22 protein-coding genes and 1 other RNA gene are annotated in these 26,340 nt (G+C 69.4%); 5 read left to right on the forward strand and 18 right to left on the reverse strand.

The features are described from left to right. Nucleotides 1-2: 2 nt before the first annotated feature. The 9 genes from EIZ45_RS05345 to EIZ45_RS05390 all read right to left on the reverse strand — a co-directional run bounded on the left by EIZ45_RS05345 (nucleotide 3) and on the right by EIZ45_RS05390 (nucleotide 10,226). Nucleotides 3-938, reverse strand: a complete 936-nt coding sequence (locus tag EIZ45_RS05345; protein WP_043834536.1) for an ABC transporter permease — start codon at nucleotides 936-938, stop codon at nucleotides 3-5. Next, complete coding sequence (locus tag EIZ45_RS05350) at nucleotides 935-1,936, reverse strand: ABC transporter permease (RefSeq protein WP_134662068.1); 1,002 nt, start codon at nucleotides 1,934-1,936, stop codon at nucleotides 935-937. The genes EIZ45_RS05345 and EIZ45_RS05350 overlap by 4 nt, the downstream gene beginning before the upstream one ends. A gap of 87 nt (nucleotides 1,937-2,023) precedes the next feature. Further along, complete coding sequence (locus tag EIZ45_RS05355; RefSeq protein ID WP_051172535.1) at nucleotides 2,024-3,715, reverse strand: ABC transporter substrate-binding protein; 1,692 nt, start codon at nucleotides 3,713-3,715, stop codon at nucleotides 2,024-2,026. 425 nt (nucleotides 3,716-4,140) lie between these two features. Beyond that, nucleotides 4,141-4,617, reverse strand: coding sequence for a uridine kinase (locus EIZ45_RS05365; RefSeq protein WP_205669818.1), 477 nt, complete (start codon nucleotides 4,615-4,617; stop codon nucleotides 4,141-4,143). Nucleotides 4,618-4,661: 44 nt separating this feature from the next. After that, nucleotides 4,662-5,099: a DUF2304 domain-containing protein gene (locus tag EIZ45_RS05370; RefSeq protein ID WP_037808489.1), complete on the reverse strand. Its 438-nt coding sequence runs from the start codon at nucleotides 5,097-5,099 to the stop codon at nucleotides 4,662-4,664. An 11-nt stretch (nucleotides 5,100-5,110) separates the two neighbouring features. Further along, nucleotides 5,111-5,866, reverse strand: coding sequence for a glycosyltransferase family 2 protein (locus EIZ45_RS05375; protein WP_134662069.1), 756 nt, complete (start codon nucleotides 5,864-5,866; stop codon nucleotides 5,111-5,113). 6 nt (nucleotides 5,867-5,872) lie between these two features. After that, nucleotides 5,873-7,828, reverse strand: coding sequence for a DUF6541 family protein (locus EIZ45_RS05380; protein ID WP_134662070.1), 1,956 nt, complete (start codon nucleotides 7,826-7,828; stop codon nucleotides 5,873-5,875). Nucleotides 7,829-7,911: 83 nt separating this feature from the next. Beyond that, nucleotides 7,912-9,210, reverse strand: a complete 1,299-nt coding sequence (locus EIZ45_RS05385; RefSeq protein ID WP_134662071.1) for a hypothetical protein — start codon at nucleotides 9,208-9,210, stop codon at nucleotides 7,912-7,914. Continuing rightward, nucleotides 9,207-10,226, reverse strand: a complete 1,020-nt coding sequence (locus tag EIZ45_RS05390) for a glycosyltransferase family 2 protein (protein ID WP_134662072.1) — start codon at nucleotides 10,224-10,226, stop codon at nucleotides 9,207-9,209. The genes EIZ45_RS05385 and EIZ45_RS05390 overlap by 4 nt, the downstream gene beginning before the upstream one ends. Nucleotides 10,227-10,312: 86 nt before the next feature. On the opposite strand from EIZ45_RS05390, the gene EIZ45_RS05395 reads away from it, so the two are divergent. After that, complete coding sequence (locus EIZ45_RS05395; RefSeq protein WP_134662073.1) at nucleotides 10,313-11,410, forward strand: UDP-N-acetylglucosamine 2-epimerase; 1,098 nt, start codon at nucleotides 10,313-10,315, stop codon at nucleotides 11,408-11,410. Here the strand turns inward: EIZ45_RS05395 and EIZ45_RS05400 are convergent. The 3 genes from EIZ45_RS05400 to EIZ45_RS05410 form a co-directional block, all read right to left on the reverse strand. Beyond that, nucleotides 11,401-11,859 carry a hypothetical protein gene (locus EIZ45_RS05400; RefSeq protein WP_043834544.1) on the reverse strand — a complete coding sequence of 153 codons (459 nt, stop codon included), beginning with the start codon at nucleotides 11,857-11,859 and terminating at the stop codon, nucleotides 11,401-11,403. The genes EIZ45_RS05395 and EIZ45_RS05400 overlap by 10 nt on opposite strands. Before the next feature lie 62 nt (nucleotides 11,860-11,921). After that, nucleotides 11,922-12,518 (reverse strand): recombination mediator RecR, encoded by a 597-nt coding sequence (gene recR, locus EIZ45_RS05405; protein ID WP_037808499.1) that lies wholly within the window; start codon nucleotides 12,516-12,518, stop codon nucleotides 11,922-11,924. Between the two features lie 3 nt (nucleotides 12,519-12,521). Continuing rightward, nucleotides 12,522-12,878 carry a YbaB/EbfC family nucleoid-associated protein gene (locus tag EIZ45_RS05410; RefSeq protein WP_037808500.1) on the reverse strand — a complete coding sequence of 119 codons (357 nt, stop codon included), beginning with the start codon at nucleotides 12,876-12,878 and terminating at the stop codon, nucleotides 12,522-12,524. A 103-nt stretch (nucleotides 12,879-12,981) separates the two neighbouring features. Here EIZ45_RS05410 and EIZ45_RS05415 point away from each other — a divergent pair, with 103 nt between their 5' ends. Both EIZ45_RS05415 and EIZ45_RS05420 read left to right on the forward strand, forming a co-directional pair. Next, nucleotides 12,982-13,839 (forward strand): N-acetylmuramoyl-L-alanine amidase, encoded by an 858-nt coding sequence (locus EIZ45_RS05415; protein ID WP_370318121.1) that lies wholly within the window; start codon nucleotides 12,982-12,984, stop codon nucleotides 13,837-13,839. Between the two features lie 105 nt (nucleotides 13,840-13,944). Next, the gene (locus EIZ45_RS05420) at nucleotides 13,945-17,049 is read left to right on the forward strand and encodes a TIM-barrel domain-containing protein (protein WP_134662074.1); all 3,105 of its coding nucleotides are present in this window, start codon (nucleotides 13,945-13,947) and stop codon (nucleotides 17,047-17,049) included. 57 nt (nucleotides 17,050-17,106) lie between these two features. Here the strand turns inward: EIZ45_RS05420 and EIZ45_RS05425 are convergent, their stop codons facing one another. Beyond that, the gene (locus EIZ45_RS05425; RefSeq protein ID WP_134662075.1) at nucleotides 17,107-19,146 is read right to left on the reverse strand and encodes a DNA polymerase III subunit gamma and tau; all 2,040 of its coding nucleotides are present in this window, start codon (nucleotides 19,144-19,146) and stop codon (nucleotides 17,107-17,109) included. Between the two features lie 87 nt (nucleotides 19,147-19,233). Between EIZ45_RS05425 and EIZ45_RS05430 the strand changes: the two genes are divergently transcribed. After that, nucleotides 19,234-20,043 (forward strand): spermidine synthase, encoded by an 810-nt coding sequence (locus EIZ45_RS05430; protein ID WP_205669831.1) that lies wholly within the window; start codon nucleotides 19,234-19,236, stop codon nucleotides 20,041-20,043. Between the two features lie 7 nt (nucleotides 20,044-20,050). On the opposite strand, the gene ffs is transcribed toward EIZ45_RS05430, so the two are convergent. The 4 genes from ffs to EIZ45_RS05450 all read right to left on the reverse strand — a co-directional run bounded on the left by ffs (nucleotide 20,051) and on the right by EIZ45_RS05450 (nucleotide 23,388). Then, nucleotides 20,051-20,150, reverse strand: an RNA gene (ffs, locus tag EIZ45_RS05435) — signal recognition particle sRNA small type. 5 nt (nucleotides 20,151-20,155) lie between these two features. Beyond that, nucleotides 20,156-20,650 carry an ATP/GTP-binding protein gene (locus tag EIZ45_RS05440; RefSeq protein ID WP_037808510.1) on the reverse strand — a complete coding sequence of 165 codons (495 nt, stop codon included), beginning with the start codon at nucleotides 20,648-20,650 and terminating at the stop codon, nucleotides 20,156-20,158. Nucleotides 20,651-20,653: 3 nt separating this feature from the next. After that, nucleotides 20,654-21,073: a roadblock/LC7 domain-containing protein gene (locus tag EIZ45_RS05445; protein WP_009084595.1), complete on the reverse strand. Its 420-nt coding sequence runs from the start codon at nucleotides 21,071-21,073 to the stop codon at nucleotides 20,654-20,656. Then, nucleotides 21,070-23,388 carry a sensor histidine kinase gene (locus EIZ45_RS05450; RefSeq protein WP_134662077.1) on the reverse strand — a complete coding sequence of 773 codons (2,319 nt, stop codon included), beginning with the start codon at nucleotides 23,386-23,388 and terminating at the stop codon, nucleotides 21,070-21,072. Before EIZ45_RS05450 ends, EIZ45_RS05445 begins: the two co-directional genes overlap by 4 nt. A 261-nt stretch (nucleotides 23,389-23,649) precedes the next feature. On the opposite strand from EIZ45_RS05450, the gene EIZ45_RS05455 reads away from it, so the two are divergent. After that, on the forward strand, nucleotides 23,650-24,555 hold the full coding sequence (locus tag EIZ45_RS05455) for a serine/threonine dehydratase (protein ID WP_134736029.1): 906 nt from the start codon (nucleotides 23,650-23,652) through the stop codon (nucleotides 24,553-24,555). On the opposite strand, the gene EIZ45_RS05460 is transcribed toward EIZ45_RS05455, so the two are convergent. Continuing rightward, entirely contained in the window at nucleotides 24,542-26,335 is a 1,794-nt protein-coding gene (locus tag EIZ45_RS05460; RefSeq protein WP_134662079.1) for a glycosyltransferase family 39 protein, read from the reverse strand. The genes EIZ45_RS05455 and EIZ45_RS05460 overlap by 14 nt on opposite strands. Nucleotides 26,336-26,340 lie beyond the last annotated feature (5 nt).

Consider the following 26,340-nt stretch of genomic DNA (forward strand, 5'->3'; position numbering starts at 1 on the left):
GGTCACCGCCGGTTCTTCGGGTCGAGGGCTTCGCGGAGGGACTCGCCGAGCAGCGTGAACCCGAGCGCCACGATGATGATCGCGATCGCCGGGTAGTAGGCCAGCTCGGGCCGGATGTCGAGGAAGTGCTGGGAAGCGTTGCCCAACATCAATCCCCACTCCGCGCGGGTCGGGTCCGGGTCGCCGAGACCGAGGAACGACAGCGCCGCGGCCTCCAGGATCGCGGTCGCCAGCGTCAGCGTCGCCTGCACGATCACCGGGCCGAGCGAGTTCGGCAGCATGTGCCGGAACACGACCGTCGTCCGCTTCACGCCGAGCGACGTCGCCGCCAGCACGTGGTCCGCCTCGCGCTGGGCAAGCATGGAACCGCGCAGCAGCCGGGCGAAAATCGGCACGCCGATGATCGACACCGCGATGATCACCGTCCACTGGCTCGGCTTCGCGAACAGCGCCGCGATCGAAATCGCCAGCAGCAGCGAGGGAAACGCCAGCAGCACGTCGACAACGCGCATGAGGACGGTGTCGACCCAGCCGCCGAACGCGCCCGCGAGCCCGCCGATGAGCGCGCCGAGCAGCACGCCGATCACCGTGGCGAGCACGCCGACCAGCAGCGTCTGCTGCGCGCCGATCAGCAGCCGGGACAGGAAGTCGCGGCCGAAGTCGTCGACGCCGAGCGGGAAACCCGGCTGGGCGCCGGGAATGATGCCGCGCCCGAGGATGACCTTGTCCTGCAGGTACCGGACCTGCGGGTCCTTCGGCGCGAGCAGCGGCGCGAAAATCGCCAGCAGCAGGAACAGCAGGGTGATCACGCCGCCGACGATCGCCACCGGGCTGCGCAGCATCCGGCGCAGTGCCTCGGCGCCGAGGCTGCGCCCGCCCGCCGAAGCCGCGGCGAGCTTGTCGATCGGCTCTTTCTTCTTGTTCAGCAGAGTGTTCACCGCACACGCACCCTCGGGTCGATGAGCCCGTAGGAAATATCCACGAGCATGTTCACGAGCACGTAGACCAGTGCCCCGAGAAGCAGCAGCGCCTGCAGCCGCGGGTAGTCCCGCTTGTCGATCCCTTCGGCGAGAAGGAATCCGAGGCCGCGGAAGTTGAACACTCGCTCGGTCAGCACGGCGCCGCCGAGCAGCGCGCCGGTCTGCAGGCCGATCGTGGTGATCACCGGCAGCAAGGCGTTGCGCAGCACGTGCCGCTGGCGGACCACGGGCTGGGTGAGGCCCTTGGAGTTCGCGGTGCGGATGAAGTCCTCGTTGAACACGTCGAGCACCGAAGCGCGGGTGATCCGGGTGATCACCGCGAGCGGAATCGTGGCGAGCGCGAGCGCGGGAAGAATGAGGTGCTTGATCGCGTCCCACACCGCGTCCCATTCGCCGGTCATCATTCCGTCGAGAATGGCGAAATGCGTGACGACGGTGGCGTCGATGCCCGGCGCCTGCCTGCCCTGCGACGGCAAGCCGAGCGGCGTGGAAAGCAGGTCCTGCATCATGTAGCCGAGGAAGAAGATCGGCACCGCCACGCCGACCAGGGTCAGCACGATGATGACGTTGTCGACGATCTGGCCGCGGAACCGGGCGGCGAGATAGCCGAACGAAATGCCGAACAGCACCGCGATCAGCATCGCCGTGATGCCCAGCTCGATGGTGGCCGGGAGGAACGTGCCGATCTCCGACATCACCGGCCGGGACGACACGAGCGAAGTGCCGAAATCACCGGTGACCGCGCGACCGAGGAATTTGAAGTACTGCACGAAAATCGGCTGGTCGAGGCCGAGCACGTGGTTGAGGTTCGCCAGTTTTTCCGGTGTCGCCTTGTCCCCGAGGAGAGCCGACGCGGGCCCGCCGGGAAGTGAGCGCAACCAGGCGAACACCAGGATGGACAGGATGAGGAGCGTCGGGATCGCTTGTAGCAGCCGACGCACGAGAAAACGGAGCACGAGTAGTCCTTTGTGTACAGCCCGGGAACGAGGCCAAGGGCAGGCGCGGTAGCACCTGCCCTTGGCCTGGCTGCTCAGTGGAGCACGTCAGCCGACAGTGACGTTGTCAAAGCGTTCGTCGGTGAGCGGGCTGGCCACCACGCCCTTGATCTTCGGGCCGACCACGATCGCCGGCGTCGGGTAGGCGATCGGGATGGCGGGCAGGTATTCCATGATCTTCTTGTTGGCTTCCTGGTACGCCTTGGTGTGCGCGTCGCCCGGAGGCGCCGCGTCCGCGTCGGCGAGCGCCTTGAAGATGCCCTGGTTGTTCTGGTCGGTGAGGCCGAACTCCGGCTTCGGGCGGCCGAAGAAGGTGCCGACGAAGTTGCCCGCGTCGTTGTAGTCACCGGTCCAGCCCAGCAGGTGGATGTCCTGCTTGCCGTTCTGCTGCACGTCGTCCTTGTACCCGCCGTTCCACGACTCGGCGACCGGCTGCACGTTGATGCCGATGGCCTTCAGGTCCTCGGAGATCGCGGTGTAGGTGTCGGCCGGGTTCGGCATGTAGGGCCGGGTGACCTCGGTCGGGTAGTAGAACTTCAGCGTCATGCCCTCGGCGCCTGCTTCTTTCAGCAGCGCCTTGGCCTTTTCCTTGTCGTACGGGTACTTGGTCACGTCGTCGGTGTAGCCGGAGATCGCCTTCGGCACGAACTCGGTCGCGACCTCGGAGCCCTCGGCCAGCTTGGAGCGGACGAACTGCTCGCGGTTGATGCCGTAGGCCAGCGCCTGGCGGACCTTGGGGTTCTGCAGCTTCGCGCCGTTGGGGCCGGCCTGGTTGATGCCGAGGTAGAGCACGTTGAACGACGGGCGGATCAGCACCTGTTCGCCGTCATTGCGCAGCAGGCCGTAGTCGGCGGGGGCCGGGAAGTCGTAGCCGTTGATGTCGCCGGCCTTGAGCGCCTGCTTGCGGGCGTTCTCGTCCGGGATCACCTTGAACACGAGCTTGTCCAGCTTGGCAGGCTGCGGCATCGTGCTGGTCTCGTTGCGCACCAAGGTGATCTGGCCGTTGCCCTGGTCCCAGCTCTCGAACTTGAACGGGCCGGTGCCGGTCGGGTGCTTGTAGCCGTACTCCGGATACGTGATCGACGTGCCGGAGCCGGTGACCTTGTCCGCGTTGTACTTCTGCAGCGCGGTGGGGCTCTGGATCGCGAACGACGGCAGGGTGAACGCCGCCGGGAAGGCGCCCTTCGCGCGGGTCAGGTTCAGGACCGCGGTGTGGTCGTCCTTCGCCTCGCAGCTCTTGTAGACCGGCTGTCCCTTGGTGGTGCCCTCGTTGTTCGCGAAGCCCTCGAAGACGTCGCCGTAGTAGATCATCTGGCTCTGGGCGGTGGCGCCCTTCATGTTGTACCAGCGATCGAAGTTGAAACAGACGGCCTTCGCGTCGAACGCGGTGCCGTCGCTGAACTTCACGCCCTGCTTGAGGTCGAAGGTCCAGGTCTTGCCGTCGTTGCTCGGCGTCCACTTCGTGGCGAGCGACGGGGCCAGGTCCGCGGTGCCCGGCTTGTTCTGGATCAGCGTGTCCAGCATCTGCCGGGTGATCCGGAACGTCTCGCCCTCGTCGTTGAAGATCGGGTCGAACATCTTCGGGTTGCCGGTGTTGCCGAAGACCATGGTGCCCCCGGACCCACCGCCTCCGGACTCGTCGCGCTTCGATTCCGCGCACGCGGACAGCGAGACCGCGAGCGCGCCCGCGAGCCCGATCAGAGCTGCCCGGCGTGTTCGGGTCAGCCGCAATTGCTGCATCTGGCACCCCTTGGGAATGTTCGGTGTCTCGAAAGCACCGTCGGCGGTCAGTTCGGGAAGACCAATGCGATCGGTGTGTTCGGTGACACTAGCGGGAACTCGGCCCCCGCTTAAGCACGTGAGGTTACGATCGCGCTACGTAAGGCCCAAATTGAGCGCAACGTGTCGGCAATTGTGTGCACAGCGTAGCGAAAACTGCCGGTTTGGTACGTTGAGTGGCGGTTTGCTCACCCGGTTGGCCTAGTGGCCCGGGTTGTCCGTTCCGGGTGCCGTGGATGTTCCGGAATCTCTCCGGCGGGCCCGGAGAGTTGCCCGCGAAGGCCGCCGAATCGGCCCGAATGCACTCGTGTCCGCCGTGCTCGCGCATTCCGCGCAATAGCCAATTCGCCTGCCGCAAACCGATGTCGAGCCGGGATTCCGGTTGTTCAGACCAGCTGGTCGGCGGCCTCCCGGGTGCCGTCGACGGCGAACCAGCCGCGCTCGAACAACTGCCAGCGGCGCAGTTCAGCCCGCGCGGGCTCGCCGTCCCGGGCGACTGCCCTGGACAACCGTTCGGCCTCGGTGCCGCCCTCGACCCAGCAGAGCCACGACAACCGGGACCGCACCGCGCGGCGTCCGCTCGACACGCCTTCCAGCACCAGCACCTCGGGAACCTCGACTCGCACCAGTTCACCGGGCCGCGGAGTGCCGGAGGTCCAGTCCATCCGCCGGTACTCGCCGGGCAGGCCCTGTGCCAGCGGCGTCAGCACGCCGTCTTCCAGCTGCGGCCACCACGCGACAGGATCGTCCCAGGTGGCGAAGGCGTCCGTGCTGACCAAAGCGGCACGCGAACCGAGAGCTTCGACCGTCTCGGCGGCGAGAGTGGATTTCCCGGCTCCGGACGGACCGTCGACGGCGAGCATCCGAACGCGGCCGAGCCGGGGCGGGGCGGCGAGCAGTGCGGAGATCAGGGAACGCGTGCCGGCCTCGCTTCGGGCAGGCCGTCCACGGTGTCCGGCGCGGTCGTGCGTTTCTCCAGTTCGGCGATGCGTGCTTCGAGCTCGCGCTGGGTGTCTTCCAGTTCGCAGCGCAGCAAAGCGGTCTCCTCGACCGAGGTCCGCACCTCTTCCTCCAGGTGCCCGACCTCGGTCGAAAGCTGCAGCGAAACCATCGCGAGGACCACTCCGGACAGGAAGAAGACGAAGTTCGACGGGGTCTCCACGCCCGTCAGGTGCGCCACGAAGTTCGCCACCGCGGGCACCACGGCGAGGATCACGACCCCGATGGCCACCACGAGCCAGATGCCAGCGTACTTCTCGCGCAGTTTGCGCCGCCGCATCATCTCGATGACGACGAACAGCACGAGACACGCGATGACGATGCTCAGCACCCGCCAGCCTGCCATGGAGGGCCTCCTTACACGGCGTCGGAAGAATCGACGGAGGGACGGCGGCGGACAAGGGCGAGCAGCAGAGCCAGCCCCGCGCGGCCCAGGTACACGGCGGATTTCACCGGCGAATGGCTCGGCGTGCCGCCCGCCCGCTCCCGCATCAGGACCGGGGTTTCCGCGATCGCGAGCTTCGCCCGGATCGCCAGCATGAGCGCCTCGACCGTGTCGCCGAGGTATTCGGCCGGGTAGCCAGCCGCGAACAGCCGGATCGCGCGCGGTCCCATCGCCTTGAACCCGGACGTGACGTCGCTGAGCCTGGTCCCGGCCAGCTTGCTGAACACCAGCGACAGCACGGCCATCGCGTACTTGCGCGGGCCGACGGCCCGGTACGAGCCCTTGCCCGCGAACCGGGAGCCGATCGCGAGGTCGGCTCCCTCGTCGAGCAGCCGCAGCAGCGCGCCGACCTCGGCCGGATCGTGCTGTCCGTCGGCGTCGACCTGGACCACGGTGTCGTAGCCGCGCGAGACGGCGTAACGGAATCCGGTGCGCATCGCGCCGCCGACGCCGAGGTTCACCGACAGCCGGACCACCCGCGCTCCCGCCTCGCGGGCGAGTTCGGCGGTGCGGTCGAGCGAACCGTCGTCAACGACCAGCACGTCCGTGCCGGGCAGCGACCGTTTGATCTGGGCGAGCACCGACGAGACGCTGTCCTGCTCGTTGAAGGCCGGGATCACGATGAGCACGCGGCGGGTGTGCACGAGCGTGCCGAACGAGTCAGCCATGAGCGCTCACTCCCCGTGCGAAGTGCTCAGCGCGGGTGCCACCGCGACGCCGGACTGTCCCGCGATCTCGTAAATCGTCGCGTCGGAATTGCGGAAGACGACGTGGAACATCGGGCCCTCGGCGATCCGGGCGACGCCCGCCGACTGGATCGCGGTAGCGGTGGCCAGCCCCTTGCCCTGGATGACATAGCGCACGCGCAGGTCCGTGAGGTCTCTGCGAACCCGCGGCGACGTGCCGACCTGGTCGACCTGGTCGCTGAGGTACGCGGCCGTCGTGCCCGGACCGGCTCCGTAGAAGTTCCACTCGACCGGCGTCACGCCGGACAGCGCGTACATCCACGCGGAACCGTCGGCCTTGTTGTTCATCACGCGTTCGCCGGCCACCGTGTGCTGCGCGAGCCAGGCGTACGCGGCTTCCTCCGCTTTGGAGACCGTGGGCCCGTCCTGGTACCTGGCCGCCAGCCGCACCGCGTTGCGGCCGACGTAACCGCCCCCGCTCAGCCCGCCGAGCACCACAACCAGCAGCAGCACGCCAACGCCGGTGAGCACGACCGGCTTGAGCTTCACCCGTGGCTGCATTTTGCGGACCAGCCAGGCGACGAAGGTGTGCGCGAACTCGCCGAACGCCACCGCGCCGGCGAGCGGAACGAGCGCGGCGATCCGCCAGTGGTCGTTGTAGAAGACGCTCGTGACCGACCGCACGAGGTTCGATTCGAGCGACACGGAAACCATGAACAGGCCGCCGAACACGACGTACGCGCCGACCAGCCACAGCATCCGCCGGTGCCGCACCATCAGCACGATCCCGATGAACGCGGGCACGCCGACCCACCACTGCGGGAACTCCGACATCGGGGAGAACGTCAGCGTTTCGCCGAGGCCGCCGGCGAGGGTCGCCTCGGTCGGCCAGTGCGCGCTCGTCACGCCGCTCGCGTTGTACAGCGACGGCAGCACGAGCGGCACGCCGAGCGCGATCGCCAGCCCGACTGTCGCGATCAGCGTGGGAGCGCTGCGCCGCCAATCGATCTTCTCGTAGCGCAGCAGCACCGCGAGCAGGATGAGCAGGAAGTACGCGCCGAGCACGAACACGAGGCTGGTGTGCAGGCCGCACAGTCCGGCGAGGCCGACCCCGAGCGCGACCGGGCCCGTGGCGCCGTCCGGCTTCAGCAGGTACCGCGCGAGCACGAGCATCGCCGGGATCAACGCGACGCCCGCGACGTACGGCCACAGCGGACCGCGCCACAGCGAGTCGTACGGGAACGCGCTGAACCACGTGGTGACCGCGGCGGCCGCGGCGGTGCCAAGCGCGGGCATGCCCCACACGCGGCACAGCGCCGCGACACCGACCGGCACGGTGAAAACCACTGCCAGCGCGGCCAGGTTCAGCGTGGGCATCATGGTCAGCCCGCCCTTGCCGAAGACCAGCGAGAGCAGTGCGTGGTAGGTGTCCGGGTAGAAGTAGTTCGTCTGGTGGGGCAGGTTCGCGATCGTGCCCACGGTGGACGGCCGGGCGTCGCCGTGTTCGGCGATCCAGCGGATCAGGTTGCCGTGGAACGGCGCGTCCCAGCCCTGCTGGACCGTGTTGATCCCGTTGGTGCCGCGCAGAAACGCGACCGCGCCGACGACGAGGCCCGCGGCGACGCCGGCCGCCATCACGACGTGGTCGCGCAGCGGGAGCTTCGGAAGTTCTTCGACCGTCCAGTCCGGATGACGGCGCGCGCGCAGCCGTCGCGCGGCGAACGCCAGCCCGAAGCCGACGATCGCGAGCACGAGCGTCCAGAGCGCGACCGCGAGCATCGTCCAGCGGATGCCGAGCCCGCCGAGCACCGGGACGCCGAGCGCGACGACTCCGAAAGTGAGCAGCGGCGCGGTGGCGGCGAGCGTCCATCCGCGCAGCCGGACGGCAGCCCCGAAGACGAGCCCGGGCACCCAGAACGCGAGCAGCACCAGAAGAACGTTCATCGATTTCGCGGTCCAACCGTGAGCACCATTTTGCCTTCGCCGCACACCGATGCCGGAGGCTGCGAAGTCACACTACTGCGGCGCTATTCCGCCGTTTCATCGGAGTGGTTCGTTGCCATGATCGACGAATTGACGAGAACGAATGCGAGCACAACCGCGAGGCCGGTCATTGGCGCGGCGGCGAGTGCGATCACGGCACGGAAAACGGTGTCCCCGGGCACCGCCAGCAGCAGCACCGAAGCCGTGGCCGCGACCACCGTCCACGTGATCAACACGCGCCTGGCCTGGGCGCGCGCGACGAGCACGGCGGTGAGCAACTGCATGGGCACCAGCAGCACCGAGGACCAGGCGAGCCCGGCAACCGCCCAGCCGTCCACCTGGTAGCCGGCGCCGTAGACGAACCCCACCGCCCACGGGCCGATCAGCAGGCCGACCAGCGCGCCGAGCGCGGCCAGCGCTAGCGAGGCGAACGTGCCGAGCAGCAGCACGCGACGCAACCGGCGCCGGCCGGCCTCGCTCGTGGAAAGCCGTACGACGAACGGCACCGCAAGCGATTGCACCGGCCCTACCAGCGTCAATGGCAACCGCGCGATGACCAGCGCGGCGAAGACCGCACCGAGTCGGCCGCGGTCGCCGCCCGGCGCGAGCAGGCCGACGAGCGCGGGATATCCGGTGATGACGCTCGCAGTGAGCGCGGCGCCGAGCAGCAGCATCAGCATCCGGCGGACGGTGACCGGCCAGCCGTCGCCCTCGGCGCGGACGTCGAGCAGCCGCCAGCCTTGGCGGACGAACAGCAGCCAGGCGAACGAACCCGCCGCGACTGCCAGCGCCAACGGGACCAGCCGGTAGGCCGTCGCGAGGACCAGCAGGCCCAGGACCAGCGCGCGAACCGCCGGTTCGGCGACCACCAGCCAGGCGAAATGCTTCACCTGGTGCTGCCCGATCAGCAGCCCGCGAACGCCGAACTGGCAGGCGAACGCGACGCCGCCGGCCAGCACGACGAGGGCGAGTTCCCCGTAGCCGGGGAAAAGCCGGTCGCGGACCGGCGGGACGAGGAGCGCGAGCCCGAACGCGGCGGCCACCGCGGCGGCGGTGGCGACGGCCCGCAGCGCACCCCGGCCGGCGAGCCCGCCGGTGAGCGCGGCCACCGCGGACTGTCGGGAAAGTTCCTGCTCAAGCGGGGAAAGCGCGCTTCCGAGGCCCATCAGCAGGCCCCAGAAGGTGACGAACGTGGCGTACTGGTCCGGCGGCAGAAGCCGCGCGCAAGCGACGGTGAGGACGTAGCCGAGGACGATCGACGCGAGCAGCGAACCGCCGAGTTTCCCCGCGGTGCGATGGGTGTCGCGGACGACTCCGCCTGTCGTCTCTTCGGTCACGCTCATCGACGCCGCAGCCGTGCGCGTAATGCCAGGTAGAGCCCCCGGAACACTCCCGAGCCGAAGCCGGCCGCGAAGACCGGCAGCAGGGTGGCGACCGCGCGCGCCTCGGCGTTGGTGGCCCCGCACTTCTTCACCACGGCGGCCGCCGCGACGCTTCCGGTCACCCCGAGCGCGGCCGTTGTCTTCGGCATTTTCACCGCAAGTCCGGCACCCATCACGCCTACAGCGAGCGAGCAAAATAACGCGTTTCTCGCTGGACCGGGTGAATTTAGGTAGGAATCCACATAGGTTGTCCCCCGAAAGAATGACTGAGCGTAGAACTTTCTGAAGGAATCACGCCCGTGGTAGATCGCGGAGAACTGCGGGGCCAGAAAAATCCGCGCGCGTTCGGCGATCCAGCGCAGCATCCGGGTGTCGTCGCTGGCGAGCCGGACGTCGTCGAACAGCGACTCGAACGCGGCCGCCGCGCCCTCCAGCAGGTCGCGGCGGGCGCAGAAGAACGTGGTGCCCTTGGGGTAGCGGTCGAACTCCTCGATGCCGAACGACGTCAACTTCGGGTCCGCGAAGTACCGCCGCCAGCCGACGGCGACGAGGCCGGCCATGAACCCGGCGTAGGGATTGCGCTCGGAGGCGACGTGGATGTGGCCGTTCCAGACCGCGCGCTCGGGGTGTTCGACCAGCTGCTCGCGCAGGAAGGCGAGGCTGCCCGCGTCGACGATGACCCGGCTGTCCAGCAGCAGCAGCCAGTCGCCGGAGGCCTTCGTCATGCCGGCGCGGCGGGCCTCGAACCGGCCGCCGTTGGCCTGGGTCAGCACCGTGATGCCGTGTTCCTCGCGCAGCCGGGCCAGCTTCCCGGGCGTGCCGTCGGTGCTCCCGTCGTCCACGACGAGCACCTCGACCGGCCACCGGGCCGCCTCGGCGGAGGCGATCAGCGCGCCCACGCTGCGGTCGATCCAGTCCTGTTCGTTGTGGACCGGGATCACGACGCTGAGCGACGGAAGGAGCGGGTGAGCACTCACGCGGCGAGGCTACCCTGCACTTGACCGGCGGGAATGCGCAGTATCCTTGCCGCCGTCGCTAACCCTCTGTTGATTGGGCATCCACGGTGATCTCCTTCGTCGCAGGCACCACCGCGGAACTGATCAAGATCGCGCCGGTCTTCCACCGCGTCGCCGAGCGCGGAACGACCCCGAAGCTCTGGTTCACCGCACAGCACGTGGACGAGGTCGCCGACGTCCTGTCCGATCTGCGGCTGCCCGAACCGGATCTGTGGTTCGTGCCTCGCGCGCGGGCACGCGACCTCGAATCCCCGGCGCAGGTGCCGGGCTGGGCCGCGCAGGTCATGCGCACCGCGTGGAGCCGCCGCTCCGAACTCCGCGCCCAGTTGACCGAGGACGGCCGCCCGCCGTTGGTGCTGGTGCACGGCGACACGTTCACCACGCCGTACGGGGCGTTGATCGGCAAGAAGATCCTGAAAGCCCGCGTCGGGCACATCGAGGCAGGCACGCGGTCGGGCAGCATCCTGTCGCCGCTGCCGGAGGAACTGAACCGCAAGATCGCCGGGAAGTTCGTGGACATCCACTTCTCGCCGAGCGAGCGCGAGGTGCACAACCTGCGGGGAGCCCGCGGCGTCGTCGTGAACACCGAGGCGAACACGGCGATCGACTCGATGCGCCAGGTCGTCGACCAGCCGCTGGACGTGCCGGGCCTGCCGGAGAAGTTCGGCCTGGCGACGCTGCACCGGTTCGAACTGGTGTCGCGTGCGGACAAGTACCGCGAGGCACTGGAAATCCTGCGCGCGCAGAGCCGCGAGACGCCGGTCCTGTACCTGGCCGGCGCGCCGGAGCGGGAGAAGATCCGCGCGCTCGGCTTGGACGAGCTGTTCGACGACAAGTTCATCGCGCAGCCGAAGATGCGGTACCTGAAGTTCCTGCCGCTGGTCGCGCGAGCCGAGTATGTCGTCACAGACTCCGGCGGCTTGCAGGAGGAATGCGGCTACCTCGGCGTCCCGTGCGCGGTCCACCGGGCCCGCACCGAACGGTACGTGGGCATCGGCGAGAACGTCGTCCTGACCGAGATGCGCGGAGACCGGCTGCGGGAATTCCTGTCCACGTACCGAAATCGCCGCGGGCAGTCCTGGACGGACAAGTACCATCCGTCGGACATCGTGGTGAACTCGTTGGCACAGCTGGGTTATTGCTGATCCTCGAGCAGCTGGATCTCCCGGGCGTAGAAACTCTGTGTCAGCTCAGCCATCTTCTCGAAGAACTGAAGCCCGCCGGCGACCAGCGCCGACAACAGGTCCGCTTCACCGCCCACCGACGTCCGGCGGAAATCGCTGCCGCTGACGGTGATCCGAACCAGCCCTCGCGACACCCGGTCCAGTGCTAGCTCCAGCGACTGGTCCGGGAAGAGTGACCGCGCGGTGCCAATTTTCCGGTACTCCGCGACGAGGTGCGCGACCGCAGACCACAGTCCTTCGATCTCCGAAGCCAGATTCTCGTCGAGAATCACCACCCCGGACACGGTGAGCAGGATCGCGCCGGTCAGATCCTCGCCGTACCGCGTGTGCGGCCGCTCGGTGCAATCCATGAGGTCCACGAACTCCGTCGTCGACCAGAGCCGGGTACGGACGGGGTCCACCCAGGTCATCGTGCCTCCCCCAGTGCAAAAAAGGACGCGGCGCCAAGGCCGCGTCCTTCCCTGCCAACAGCTCAGAGCGCGCGCCGCCCGGACAACGCGCGGCCCAAAGTCAGTTCGTCCGCGAACTCGAGGTCCCCGCCCATCGGCAGCCCCGACGCCAGCCGCGTCACCGAGAGGCCCGGGAAATCGCGCAGCATCCGCACCAGGTACGTCGCGGTCGCCTCGCCCTCGGTGTTCGGGTCGGTCGCGATGATGATCTCCCGGACGTCCGCCTCGCCGATGCGCTTCAGCAGTTCTCGCATCCGCAACTGCTCCGGGCCGATGCCCGACAGCGGGTCCAGTGCGCCGCCGAGGACGTGGTAGCGGCCCTTGAACTCGCGGGTCCGCTCGACCGCCAGCACGTCCTTCGGCTCCTCGACCACGCAGATCACCGTGAGGTCGCGGCGTTCGTCGCGGCAGATCCGGCACGTTTCCTGTTCCGAGACGTTGCCGCAGATCTCGCAGAACTGCACGCCTTCCTTGACCTTGCCCAGCACGTCCTGCAGCCGCGCGATGTCCGCGGGGTCGGCGGCCAGCAGGTGGAACGCGATGCGCTGGGCACTCTTCGGACCGACGCCGGGCAACCGCCCCAGTTCGTCGATCAGGTCCTGGACGACACCTTCGTACAAGTGTCAGCCGCCGAAGCCGAGGCTGCCGAGGTCCGGCATGCCGCCGCCGAGGCCGCCCGCCAGCGGGCCCAGCTTCTGCTCGGTGAGCTTCTGCGCGCTCGCCGACGCGTCGCGCACCGCGGCGACCACCAGGTCGGCCAGGGTTTCGACGTCGTCCGGGTCGACCACCTTCGGGTCGATGACGAGGCCCTTCAACTGGCTGTCGCCGGACACCGTCGCGGTGACCAGACCGCCGCCCGCGGTGCCGGTGACCTCGGTGTTGGCGAGTTCCTCCTGGGCCTCCACCAGCTTCTGCTGCATCTGCTGGGCCTGCTGCATGATCTGCGACAGGTCGAAGCCGCCGCCGCCGGGTTGCACCATGATCGCACTCGGTCCTTCCGCGTTTGGGTGTTCCTCCCCAGCCTAGCCGCGAGTCCGGCGCGTCCGTCCCCGCGGCACGCGTGTGCTGTGGCACCGTGGTCGCGTGCGAGCGAAGACACTCCCGCTGCTGACCGGCCTGCTGCTGCTCACGGCGTGTTCCGGCGGCGGCGGGACGCCTCCGGCACCGGCCGCCGCGCCGACGTCGTCGCCGGGATCCGCGACGCCGAGCCCGTCGTCTTCCAGCCCGCCACCGGCACCGTCCTCCTCTTTCAGCCCGCCTTCGACGTCCGCCGTGCCGCCGGTCGGCTCGGGCAAGGTCGTGGTCCTCGATCCCGGACACAACGGCGGCAACGCCTCGCATCCCGGGGAGATCAACCGGAAGGTGCCCGCCGGGCGCGGGCAGACGAAGCCGTGCAACACCACCGGCACCTCGACCAACGCCGGGTACCCGGAGCACGCCTTCACCTTCGCGGTCGCGCAGCAGGTCGGGAATGCGTTGGCGGCCAAGGGAATCAAGGTCGTCTACACGCGACAGAACGACTCCGGGGTCGGCCCGTGCGTCGACGAGCGCGCGCGGATCGGCAACGACGCGAACGCCGACGCGGTGGTCTCGATCCACGCCGACGGCGCCACTTCGCCGACCGCGCACGGCTTCCACGTCGCGTACTCGGCACCGCCGTTGAACGCGGCGCAGGGCGAACCGTCGCTGAAGCTGGCGCGCACCATGCGCGACGGGATCCGCGACGACGGCTTCGCCACCTCCACTTACATCGGCTCTGCGGGCCTCTCGCCACGGAATGATCTGGGCGGGCTGAACCTGTCGACCCGGCCGGCCGTGCTTGTCGAATGCGGCAACATGCGCAACGCCGACGAGGCCGGTCAGATGTCGTCCGCGGCGGGCCGGGCGCACTACGCGCAGGCCATCGCGAAGGCGATCGAGGCGTACCTGGCCGGTGCCTGACGCAGAGAGCCGAAAGGGCTACTGAGCGGACAGAACACCGGACACCGTCTTCTTTCTTGATCGGTCCCGACTTACCGTCGCTGGGGACCTTTCGAGGAGGCGCCGGTGGCAACTTCACTCCGAGGACGACTGGTACGGCTGTTCGCCGTGGCAGCCATGGCGGGCACTCTCGTGTCGACGGGAGTCGCCGAGGCCGCTCCACAGTCAGTGACCGCCGGGCCAGCGCGGTTCGAAGTCCTGTCGCCGACACTCATCCGCACCGAATACGCGGGTGACGCCAAGTTCGTCGACGCGGGCACGTTCAACGCGATCGGCCGCGGCAGTTTCTCCAAAACCCCTTACACCGCAACGAAACGCGACGGCTGGCTGACCATCCGGACCAGCGCCGTCCAACTGCGCTACAAGCTCGACTCGGGCGCGTTCTCCGACGACAACCTCACCGTCCAGTTGCGAACCGGCAGCCAGGACGTCACCGCACGGCCGTGGGCGGGCAAGCTGACGCCGGTCTGCGCTTTCGGCGCCCTCTGCGAGGCCGAACATCTGCAGCTCAACGGGCCAGGCACGGCTACCGACCACCGCGGCTACACCGGTGACGGTTTCGCGGCGGGCTTCATCAATCCCGGCGACAGCCTGGCCTTCCGCGCCACCGCTCCCGGTGATCACCAGCTGGATCTGCGCTACGCCAACGGAACCGGCGGCGACGGACAGCACACCGCCCGCACGCTCAGCGTCCTCGTGGACGGTGCGAACGCGCGGGTCATCACCCTTCCGGCGACCGCGGACTGGGACACCTGGGCCGTCGCGACCGTGCCGATCACGCTGCCGGCAGGACAGCATCAGGTGACCGTCAAGCGCGGCACCGGCGACTCGGGCAACGTCAACATCGACAGCCTCGCCCTGGTCAACACCGGTGCCGAATACCCGCAACCCGTGCCGCCCGCGCCGACACCGTGTACGTTCGGCGTCCTCTGCGAGGCCGAGCAGGGCGCGCTGTCCGGCGGCGCACACCCGGCCAGCGACCACGACGGACACTCCGGCAAGGCCTTCCTCGCTGGCATGGAGCGATCCGGCGCTTCGGACGCGCTGACGATCACCGGCGTCCCCGCCGACGGTGCCTACGACCTGCAGCTGCGCTACGCCGACGCAACCGCCGTTTCCGGCCAAACCCAGCCAACCTCGTTGACGCTTCAAGCCGGTGGCACCGCCACTAACCTGAGCTTGGCGTCGACCAGCAGCTGGAATTCGTGGCGCACCAAGGCAATCCCGGTACAGCTCAAGGCTGGCACCAACATCGTCACACTGTCCTGTCCGGACTCGAACTGCCACGTCAACCTCGACACCGTCGCCGTCACCGCCGCGCATTCGGTGTTGCTCGCCCCGCACGCGCCGCTCGGCGGATACCGACGCGGACTCGACGGCGTCGACGGAACCGCGGTCACCGCACCCGGAATCCTTTACCAGGACGGCTGGTCGCTCCTGGACGACACCGCATCGGCGCTGTACGACCCGCGCACCAAAGTCGTCACCCAGCGCCCTAACAGCGAGAACTACCAGGACGGTTACGTCTTCGCGTACGGCCAGGACTACGGCCAAGCGCTCCAGGAACTGGCCCAGCTGACCGGACCGTCGCTGCTGCTGCCCCACTGGGCTTACGGCGTCTGGTATTCCGAGTACTACGACCGCACCGCCGCTGACTTCCAGCAGACGATCGTGCCGAAGTTCCGCGAGCAGCAGGTGCCGCTCGACATGCTCGTCGTCGACACCGACTTCAAATCGCCGGACCGGTGGAACGGCTGGGAAATCGACCCGACCCGCTTCCCCGATCCGAAGGCGTTCTTCCAGTGGGCGCACGACCAGGGCCTGCACACGTCGCTGAACATCCACCCGAGCATCCGCGGCGACGACCCGCGGTTCCCGGCCGCGCAGGCGACCGCGAAGGGCAAACTTCAGCCCAGCTGCGGAAAAGACTGCTACGTCTTCGATTTCGGCGACCCCGACCAGCTGCGGGCCTACTTCGACCTGCACCGGCCGATGGAACAGCAGGGCAACGACGTCTGGTGGCTCGATTGGTGTTGCGACGCCTCGAAATCCAGCCTCGCCGGCGTCACCCCGGACGCGTGGATCAACCAGCAGTACGCACAGCACGGCGGCTTCGCGTTCTCCCGCGCGTACGGCTCGCTGCAAGCCGGCGGATACAGCTCGCCGACCGCCGTGCCGACCGGTCCATGGGCGGACAAGCGCACCACGCTGCACTTCACCGGCGACACCATTTCCGACTGGGCAACGCTGGCCTTCGAGGTCGGCTACACCCCCGGTGAATCCGCGGCGACCGGGCTCGCTTCGGTGAGCCACGACATCGGCGGCCACACCGGCGGGTTGCAGCAGCCGGGCACGGAACCGGGCAGCACCAAACTGCCGGATGATCTGTACGCGCGCTGGGTGCAACTCGGCACGTTCCAGCCGATCGACCGGCTGCACTCGAACCACAGCGACCGGCTGCCCTGGCAGTACGGAGCCGCCGCGGACGCGTCAGCGACGAAATTCCTGAACCTGCGCGAAAATCTCGTGCCGTACACCTACTCGCTCGCGCAGCAGGCGACCGCGACCGGAATGCCGATCGTGCGACCGCTGTACCTGCAATATCCGGATCAGCAGGAGGCGTACGCGCAGGCAGGCGGGGAATACCTGTACGGCCCGGACGTCCTCGTGGCTCCGGCGACCAGCCCGGGTACCACCGCGACCACGAGCGTCTGGTTCCCGCCGGGCAGCGACTGGACGGACTACTTCACCGGCAAGACCTACCGCGGCGGCACCAGCGCGCAGATCACGACGGGCTGGGACACGATGCCGGTGTTCATGCGCTCGGGCGGGATCATGGTCACCCGCAGCGGAAATGTCGCCGGTGACGCGCACGATCCGCTGACCGCCGCGACCGTCACGGTGGCTGGCGGCCACAACGGCGCGTTCACTCTCCAGGAAGAGCGGTCCTCGACTGCCTTGCGCTACACCGAAAATGCCCACTCGGCAATGCTCGCGATCGGTGCCTCGCAACGCGCTTGGACGGTCCGGTTCACCAATGCCGCCAAGCCAGCCGCGGTGTACGTGGACGGTCGGCGCAGCGGAGGCTGGACCTGGGACGCCGCGACCCGGACCGTGACCGTGCAGACGCCGCCGACCCAGCATCCGGTGAGTGTGCGGCTGGTCTCGTGAGACAGGCCTTGTGAGTGGCGATGCCGGTTCTAACCGGCATCGCCACTCACAAGGGCGTCAGTCCAGCGGACGCGCGCCGAGGTGATCCGAGAGCAGCTTCCGTGCGATCTGCTCCGGGTCCTCCTCCGCGGGCGGCGGCGGAGGCGGCGGGACCGGGCTGGAGTCCTCGGAGTAGATGTCGTCGTCCTCGTCCGTGGGCTCGGGCGGGAGCGGGATGTCCGGTTCGCTCGTGGTGACGCGCGGACGGCTCGGCGCTTCCGCCGCGGGCTTCGGCGGGGCAGGCGGCGCTGCCGAAGGGGCTTGCGCGGCCGCGGACGGACGCGTGAACGACCGCTCCGGAGCCGGTGCCGCCGGTTGCTGCCGGGGAGCCTGCCGCGCCGGAGCGGCCGCCGGGGCCGCGCCGTGCACGCAGCGGACCTGCCATTCACCGCCGAGCACCTCGCTCAGCCCGGCCGCGATCTTGCTCGCGTTGCCCTGGTCGCTCAGCCGCCGGGCGAGCGGTTCGGACTTGTGCGTCAGCGTGACCGCCGAACCGTCGACCTCGGCGACCGTCGCCTGCGTGAGCATGGCTTCGAGCGCGCGACCGCCGGTGAATTTACGCAGCGACGCCAGCAGTTGCGGCCACTTCTCGCGCACCTTGGCCGCGTCGATTCCGCCCGCGGACGGGGCCTCCTCAGCAGGCGGAGCGGGCGGGGCCTCCGGTGCGGGAGCAGCCGCGGCCGGCGGTTCGACGGGAGCCGGACGGCTGACCTCCGGACGCGCCGGACGCGCCGGTTCTTCGGCCGCCGGACGAGCCTCCGCCGCCGGACGTGCGGCGGGAGCTTCCTGCGCCGGACGCTGCGAAGGCCGTTGGAACCGAGCCGGCGCCTCCGCCGGAGCAGCGGCGGCCGCCGGAGCGGGCGCGGGAGCAGCAGGGGCCGCGGCGGGAGCAGGCGCACCAGCGGGCCGCCGCTCGAGCCGTTCGATCCGCGCCAGCAAGGCTTTCTCCGCCTCGGTGACCGACGGCAGCAGCATCCGCGCGCAGAGCAGTTCGAGCACGAGCCGCGGCGACGTCGCGCCGCGCATCTCGAGAAGTCCACTGTGGACGATGTCGGCGTAGCGGGACAGCGTGGCCGGGCCGAGCTTCTCCGCCTGCTCGGTCATCCGCTTCAGCTCGTCGTCCGGCGCGTTGACCAGGCCGCGTTCGCCCGCTTCCGGGACGGCGCGCATCAGCAGCAGGTCCCGCAGGCGGTCGAGCAGGTCGGTGGCGAAGCGGCGCGGGTCGTGTCCGGCGTCGGCGAGTTTCTCGACGGTGCCGAACACTTCGGCCGGGTTGTCGTTCGCGAGCCCGTCGATCACCGCGTCGATCAGCGCGGTGTCCGTAACGCCCAACAGCGCCACCGCCCGCGGATACGTGACGCCTTCCGGACCGGCCCCGGCGAGCAGCTGGTCGAGCACCGACTGCGTATCACGCGCCGAACCGCCGCCGGCCCGGATCACCAGCGGGTACACCGCCGGTTCGACCGTAGCGCCCTCGGCGGCGACGTTGCGTTCCAGCAGCTCCCGCATCGAGCTCGGCGGGATCAGCCGGAACGGGTAGTGGTGCGTGCGCGAGCGGATAGTGGTGAGCACCTTGTCCGGCTCGGTGGTGGCGAAGATGAAGATCAGGTGCTCAGGCGGTTCTTCGACGATCTTCAGCAGGGCGTTGAAGCCCTGCGTGGTGACCATGTGCGCCTCGTCGATGATGAACACGCGATAGCGCGATTCGGCGGGCGCGTAGAACGCCTTGTCCCGCAGTTCGCGGGCGTCGTCCACACCGCCGTGGCTGGCCGCGTCGAGTTCGGTGACGTCGACGCTGCCAGGGCCTTCCGGCGCGAGCGCGCGGCACGAGTTGCACTCGCCGCACGGATCCGGGGTCGGGCCTTTGGCGCAGTTGAGCGAGCGCGCCATGATCCGCGCACTCGACGTCTTGCCGCAGCCGCGCGGCCCGGAGAACAGGTACGCGTGGTTGATGCGCCCGGCGGCCAGCGCCGTGCGCAGCGGTTCGGTCACATGCTCCTGGCCGACGACCTCGGCGAAGGTCGCCGGACGGTACTTCCGGTACAGCGCGAGAGCCACGAGCCCGAGACTACAGTGAGCACGGTGAGCCCCTCCCGTTCCGGTCGCGGCCGTGCGCCGAGCGGCCCGCGGCCGGGCACTTATCCGGTGCGGTTCGGGACCGCCGAGCTGCTGCGCGACGCCGATCGGCCCAACGCGTGGATGCTTTCGGTGGGCGGGGTGGCACAGTCCTACGTCGACCTGGACGACCCGACGAATCTCGAGTTCGACTACGTGCGCCGGCTCGGCGACCTGGTCGACTTCCTCCCGCCCGGCCCGCTCGACGCGCTGCACGTCGGCGGCGCGGGCTGCTCCCTGCCGCGCTACGTCGCCGCGACGCGACCGGGTTCGCGGCAGCTGGTCTTCGACGCCGACGAGCCGCTGATCGACCTGGTCCGCGAACAGCTCGACCTGCGCAGCGTCCCGAAGCTGCGGGTACGGATCGAGGACGGCCGCACGGGCGTGCGCAGCAGGCACGACGCGACGGCGGACCTGATCGTGCTCGACGCCTTCGAGCGCGCGACGCTGGCAAGCGGCTTGGCGACGGTCGAGTTCGTCACCGAGGTGGCCCGCGTGCTCCGGCCGGGAGCCACGATGCTGGCGAACATCTCCGACGGCCCCGGCCTGCCGTTCGCCCGCCGGTTCCTCGCGACGCTGGCGGAGGTGTTTCCGCACGTCGTCCTGCTGGCCGAGCCCAGCGTGCTGCGCGGCCGCCGGTTCGGGAATCTCGTGCTGGCCGCCTCGCGGCTCGACCTGCCGACCGCGGAGCTGACCCGGCGCGCAGCGTCCTCGCCGTATCCGGCGCGGGTGGTGCACGGCGATGAGCTGCGGCAGCTGCGGGGGAAGGCCGCACCGGTCTTCGACGCGGAAGCGCTGCCCTCGCCAACGCCGCCGGACGACGTACTGGGCCTGTTTTAAGGCATAAAAAAAGCGGGTTCCCCCCGTACCCGCCAGAGCCCGCTTATCCTTGCTGCCTTCCGGCCCTGGGGAAGTTCACAGGGTGGACGCCACGGGGGGTCCCCGCAGACGACTATAGCGGACTCGGTTGCCGCGCCTCCGACCCCCGCACCACGGCGGCCTCGACGAGGTCGAGCACCTCTCGCACGGACGCCGGGTCGCGGGCGTCGAACGGATGCACCGGAATGCCGTCGCGCACGGTCAACGCCCAGCGCACGTCGTGCAGCGGACGCGTGAGCAGGCCGTCGAAGCAGTTCACCCCGACCACGAACGGCAGCCGCAGCCCTTCGACCGCGTCGAGCACCGGGTAGGCGTCCGCGATCCGCCGCGGGTCGACCACCACGAGCGCCGCGTCCGCGCCCCGTACGAGATCGGGCCAGCGGAACCAGAACCGGGCCTGACCCGGCGCGCCGAACAGGTAGCGGCGCCGCTCGCCCTCGCCGAGCCTGCCGAAGTCGAGCGCCGCGGTGGTGTCGCCGGCGTCGGTGCGCACCGGCGCGATCTCCGAAACGGCGTGCACCGCCGTCGTTTTCCCGGCTCCGGCCGGGCCAAGCACGAGGATCTTCACGGGTCAGGCGAACGCGGTGTTCTTCAACTCCTCGACCAGCGCGGGGGTAAGGACTTCGGACGCGCGGTTGGCGAACATCGCCATCTCGTAGGCGATCGTGCCGAGGCTGGCCTGCTTGTTGGCCAGCACGCCGAGCGAGCAGCCGATGCTGATGGTGCAGACCACGAGGTAGCCGCGTTCCAGCTCGACCACGACCTTGTCCGGATCACCGAGCGGATGGCTTTCGGACACGCTCTGTGCCAGCGCGAGCATCGCCGAGCAGGTCGCCGCGAGCCGGTCGGCGTCCGCGCGGTCGAGGTCCTGCGACGCGGCGATCAGCAGCCCGTCCGCGGACACCGCGAGCGCGGCGATCGCGCCCGCGGTGTGCAGCGCGAAGCGGTTGACCAGCCAGTTGAAGTTCTGCGCGGCGGCGGGAACGGTCATGATCCTCCTTGATCGGCCTGCTGGGCGGTGACTTGCTGTGCTTTGGCGACGCCGTCGGAAAACGAGTCGAAGGTGGCCCGCTCGGCGGCCGGATCGCGCAATTCGCGGCGCGGCAACGGGGTGCGGACGATCTGCGGCAGCTTGAGCCCGGGAGCCAGCTGCGCGCCGGGGACGCGGCGGAAGACGCCGTCGCGGGATTCCGGCTGCACCACGGTGAACTGGTGCGTCGGAGACGGGTCCGCGGTGTCCGGAACGTCCTCTGTGGACTCTTCGGGCTCGTCGGGAAGTTCCAGCGTTCCGGCGCGGGAAGCGAATTCCGGCTCCGCTTCCGGCCACTTCGGAGCCTCGTCCTGCGCCGGCTCGTCGGCTTCCGGCTCCGGCGGGTCGGTGAACCACCGGAATCCGGCCGGAGTCGGCGTGGACAACGCGGCGATCGCGGGCGCGGGCAGCAGGACCGGACGCGGGTCGGGTACCTGCCCCGGCTCGAAAAGCCCAGGCCCGCGCCGGAAATCGACGTCGCGGGTGAACAGTGCCTGCGGCACCGAGACCTTCGCCGTCACGCCACCGTCCGGAGTGGACTCCAGTTCGACCCGCAGCGAATGCCGCTGCGCGAGCCGTCCGACCACGGCCAGTCCGAGCTGCTGGCCGGACGCCTCGTCGACCGGTTCGGCGAGGCGGCGGTTCTCCTGCGCCAACCGGTCCGCGGACAGCCCGACGCCGTGATCGGCGATGCGCACCAGCAGGTCGCCCGACGACTGGAACTCCGTCGAAATCTCCACCAGCGACTCCGGCGGGGAGAACGCGGCGGCGTTTTCCAGCAGTTCGGCGAACAGCAGCACCAGGTCGATCCCCAGCGACGGCGCGAGCAGCGCCTCCGCCGGTTCGCCGAGCCGGATCCGGGATTCGTCGTCGATTTCCGCGGCGGCCGAACGCAACGCGGTGGCCAGTTCGATCGGACCGCCGACCCGGGTCTCGTCGCGATTTCCCGTCACCACAAGCAGATCGTCCGCAGTGCGCCGCAGCCGGAGGGCCGCGTGCCCCACGCGGTGCAGCCCGGCGAGCAGCACCGGATCGTCGGCGCCGCGCGTCAATTCCTCGATCGCCGTGCGCTGGCCCGCGACCAGATTCTGCGTGCGCTTGGCGGCCCCGACCAGCAGCTGCACCCCGGCGCGGCGCGAGTTCGCCTGCTCGGTCACCGCTTCCACCGCGGTGCCGCGGAGCCGGTTGAACGCCTCGGCCAGCTCGGCCAGTTCGCCGCCGGTGTCCGCCTCGAGCGCGGGCAGCAACGGTTGCGGCGGACCCGATCCCGGTTCGGCAGCCTGAACCAATTCAGGCGCGGCCAGGTCGGCGGTCGAACGGGCTTGGCCGCTCAGCCGCCGCAGCGGCCGGGCAATGGAGCGCGCGGCCAGCACGGACAACGCGGCAACCAGTCCGAAAAGGACAATCGCGGCACCGCCGACGATGAAGGCCGTCCGGGTCGCGCTGGACGCTTTCGCGGAGGCCGCGGCGGCAATCGCGTCGGCGATCCGGGTCTCCATCGCGTCGCGCTGATCGGCGAGCTGAGTACCGGCAGTGACCACATCGGACACAAACTGCCGGTCCTGCCGCGGTGCCGCGGCCAGCCGGTCAAGCTGCTGGGCCGTCGCTCCGGCCTCGACCGCGTCGACCTGTGCCGCGTCCGGCTTCCCCGCCAGCCGGGCGAACTGTTCTCCGTAGACGGCAGCGCGCTGACCTGCGCGGTCAGCTCCGGCGGACGCGATCAGCGCGCTTGCCCGGGCCGCTCGCTGTTCGTCCGCGCGCAGCAGGGCGTCGAGCGTCCTTGCCCCGGAGCTGTCCGAAGTGGCCAGTCCCAGCGCGTCGATCAGCCCGACGGACATGGAATCGTAGCCAGAAGCGACATCAGCTACGGAAATCTGACGATTGAGCGCCTTCTGTCGCAGTTTCGCCAGTTCACCACCGGGGCTGACCAGGCTGTCCGCGACGCCGTGCGCAGCGCTGTCGACCGTCTGCTGCTGCCGGACGAGCGCCGAGTTGGTGGCCGAAGGGTCAGCGACAAAAGCGGCCGTGAGCAGGCTTTCCCGCTGCAACTGCCCGACCAGGCCGCCCACCCGCTGCCCTCGCGCGGCGGTGTCCGAAGCGGTCGCGGCTGCCGACGCGGCGGTGACCTGGGCAACCACGAGCGGAACCGCCGCTGCCAAGACCAGGACCAGCGGAGCCACGACCAGCACGGTCACTCGCGCCTGCACGGTGCGGATCCCGAGGCGGTCAAGCAGCCGCGCAGCGGATTCCCGCGACCGGGGCGAGCCGTCGCGCATCCACGTCACCTTCCGTTCCCGAGGAGTCCCGACGAGACCGAGGCGTGGAGTGCACCGAACGGGGACACCCGCAGGACGCTACTACTCTCAGTAGTACTCGTCGCGGTACGCACATGGTCGGACACCCCACGTCTGCGCAGAGCTTAGCGAGATCGGCAAGGGATGGACAATGCCCTCTTGCACCGTGTCGCGCCCTGACACGCTGGGGTTTTCCCGGCGAGCGGCACGCGAGCGAGCAGGACCGGGAGCAGAATGGCCGATATGCGCACCGCACCTGTCGCCGCCGACGTCGCCGCTGCCCATCTCCGCCTTCGACCACACGTCCGGTGGACATCGCTGTTACGCACCGAAATCGACGGCCGTCCCCTCGTGCTCAAGCTGGAGCAGCTCCAGCGGTCTGGTTCGTTCAAACTCCGCGGCGCGGTGAACGCCCTGCTCAACGGGCCCAAGCCGAAGCGCGTGGTCACGGCGTCGGGCGGCAATCACGGCCTTGGCGTCGCCACCGCCGCGCAGGCGCTGGGCATTCCCGCTGTCGTCTACGTGCCGGAGTCCGTGCCCGAAGCGAAGGCCGCCGGCATCGAAGCGGCCGGCGCGAAGCTCATCCGGAACGGCGCGGCGTACAGCGAGGCCGCCGCAGCCGCGCTGGCCGTCGCAGAAGAACCCGGCACCCGCTACCTGCACGCGTACGACGACGCCGACGTCATCGCCGGACAAGGAACCGCGACCGCGGAGATCGTGGCCGACGCACCGGACGTCGATGCCATTGCCGTCGCAGTGGGCGGCGGTGGACTGGCGTCCGGTGCGACGCTGGCCGCGGACGGCCGTCAGGTGTTCGCGGTGGAGCCGGAGCACTGCCAGGCACTGCACGCCGCCCTCGCCGCGGGCGAGCCGGTGGACGTCACCATCGACTCGGTCGCCGCCTCCGCGCTCGGCGCGACCCGCGTCGGCGAGCTGGCGTTCGGCATCCTCAACTCGCCAGGCGTCACGTCCGTGCTGGTGTCCGACGCCGAGCTCCTCGCCGCACGCGACCTGCTGTGGCGTGACTTCCGGCTCGTCGTCGAACCGGCCGCCGCGGCCCCGCTGGCCGCCTGGCTGGCCGGTCGCGTCCCGGCCGAGTTGCCGTGTTTTGTGTTGTGCGGAGCCAATACCTCGGTCACTTTTGCGTGAGGTCGTAAACCTTCGCGCCGCCGACCGTGGTGGGGTGGAAGTGCTGCTCGACCCAGGCGGTGATCCTCCCGGACGTGCCGCGGCTGCCACCTGGGCCGCCGCGGCCGTTGCGCGCTCCGACGACGAAGTAGTGGATCTCGCCGCTCGCCACGTACTGCTGGAATTGTGCGAGGGTCGGCGCGGGGTCGCCACCGCTGAACCCGCCGACGGCGAGCACCGGTTTGCCGCTGCCCAACGCGAGCCCAGCAGCCTGCATCGCACCGGTTTCCGCGGCGGCCCACTTCGTCGTCGTGGACTCCAGCAGCCGATTCAGTTCCACATTGGACTGTTGCGGTCCGCCGAAACCGATGCGGCCCTTGTGCTGCGGCCCGGATGCCGGACTTCCGCCGGTATGCGCCGTCGACGCGGTAGCTACCGTGAATGAGGCCATCCCCAGCAGGGCAGCCACGAGTGCCAGCAGCGCGACTGTCCGACGCGCAGTCCCGATCAGCAACGCGAAAACGCCCAAGACGCCCAGCACCAGCACGGAGTACCGCACCCATGGCTGCCAGCTCGGAGTCCGATGCAGGAGAACAAAACTCCACGCGACCGTCGCCGCCAGCATCACCGCGAGCACCGCCCGCGGCGCGAGATAAGCACGGCCACGCCACAGTTCGGTAGCGGAAATCGCCACGGTGGCAGCGATTCCCGGAGCGAGCGCGACCGTGTAGTACGGGTGGATGATCCCGCTCATATAACTGAAGACGAGGACGCTGAGCACTGTCCAGGCACCCCACAGCAGCAGCGCGGCCCGAGTCCGGTCAGTACGCGGCGCACGCCGGGTGAACCACAACCCGGCCACGAGTCCGATCAAGGCGGCTGGCAGCAGCCAGGACGCTTCGCCGCCGAATTGCTCGGTGAACAAGCGATTCAGGCCCGTCTGACCGCCGAAACCGTGTCCGGCACCGGAAAACTCCGGCATCTTCGGCCGGGTGACCCCGCCGTGCGACTGACCGAAAATCCGGCCGAGCCCGTTGTACCCGAAGGCCAATTCCAGCACGCTGTTGTTCGTCGACCCGCTGATGTACGGTCGATCCGCGACCGGCCACAACGCCACCGCGAGCACCCACCAACCCGCGGAAACCGCCACCGCACCGGCGGCGGCGAGCAATTGCCACATCCGCCGTCCCAAGGAAGTCGGCGCGGCAACCGTGTAGGCGAGCACGAAGGCAGGCAACACCAGGAATGCCTGCAACATCTTGTCGAGGAATCCGAAACCGATCGCGACACCCGACAACAGCAGCCATTTCGTGCTCGCCGTTTCCAGCGCCCGCACCAGGAAATACCCGCCCGCGACGAGCAGCAGCACCAGGAACGCGTCCGGGTTGTTGAACCGGAACATCAGCGCGGCGACCGGGGTGAGCGCGAGCAACGCCCCGGCCAGCAATCCGGCGACCGGACCGGAAAGCCGCCGCACCGCCAGGTACAGCAGGCCGACCGAGCCGACGCCGGCGAGCGCGTCCGGCACCAGCATGCTCCAGCTGGAGAAGCCGAAGATCCGCCCGGACAATCCCATCACCCACAGGGAAAGCGGCGGTTTGTCGACGGTGACCACATTGCCCGGGTCGAGCGAACCGAAGAACCATGCTTTCCAGTCCCACGTGCCCGCTTGCACGGCCATCGCGTAGAAGTCATTGCCCCAGCCGGAAATCGCGACATTCGTGAGATACAACGCGGCGGTGCCCAGCAGCAGCACCGCGACGGCGGGGCGCACCCAGCGCGGCGCGACGGCAGTCGTCATGCCCG

The organism is Amycolatopsis sp. CFH S0740 (genome assembly GCF_004522315.1).
Lineage (GTDB): Bacteria > Actinomycetota > Actinomycetes > Mycobacteriales > Pseudonocardiaceae > Amycolatopsis > Amycolatopsis nivea.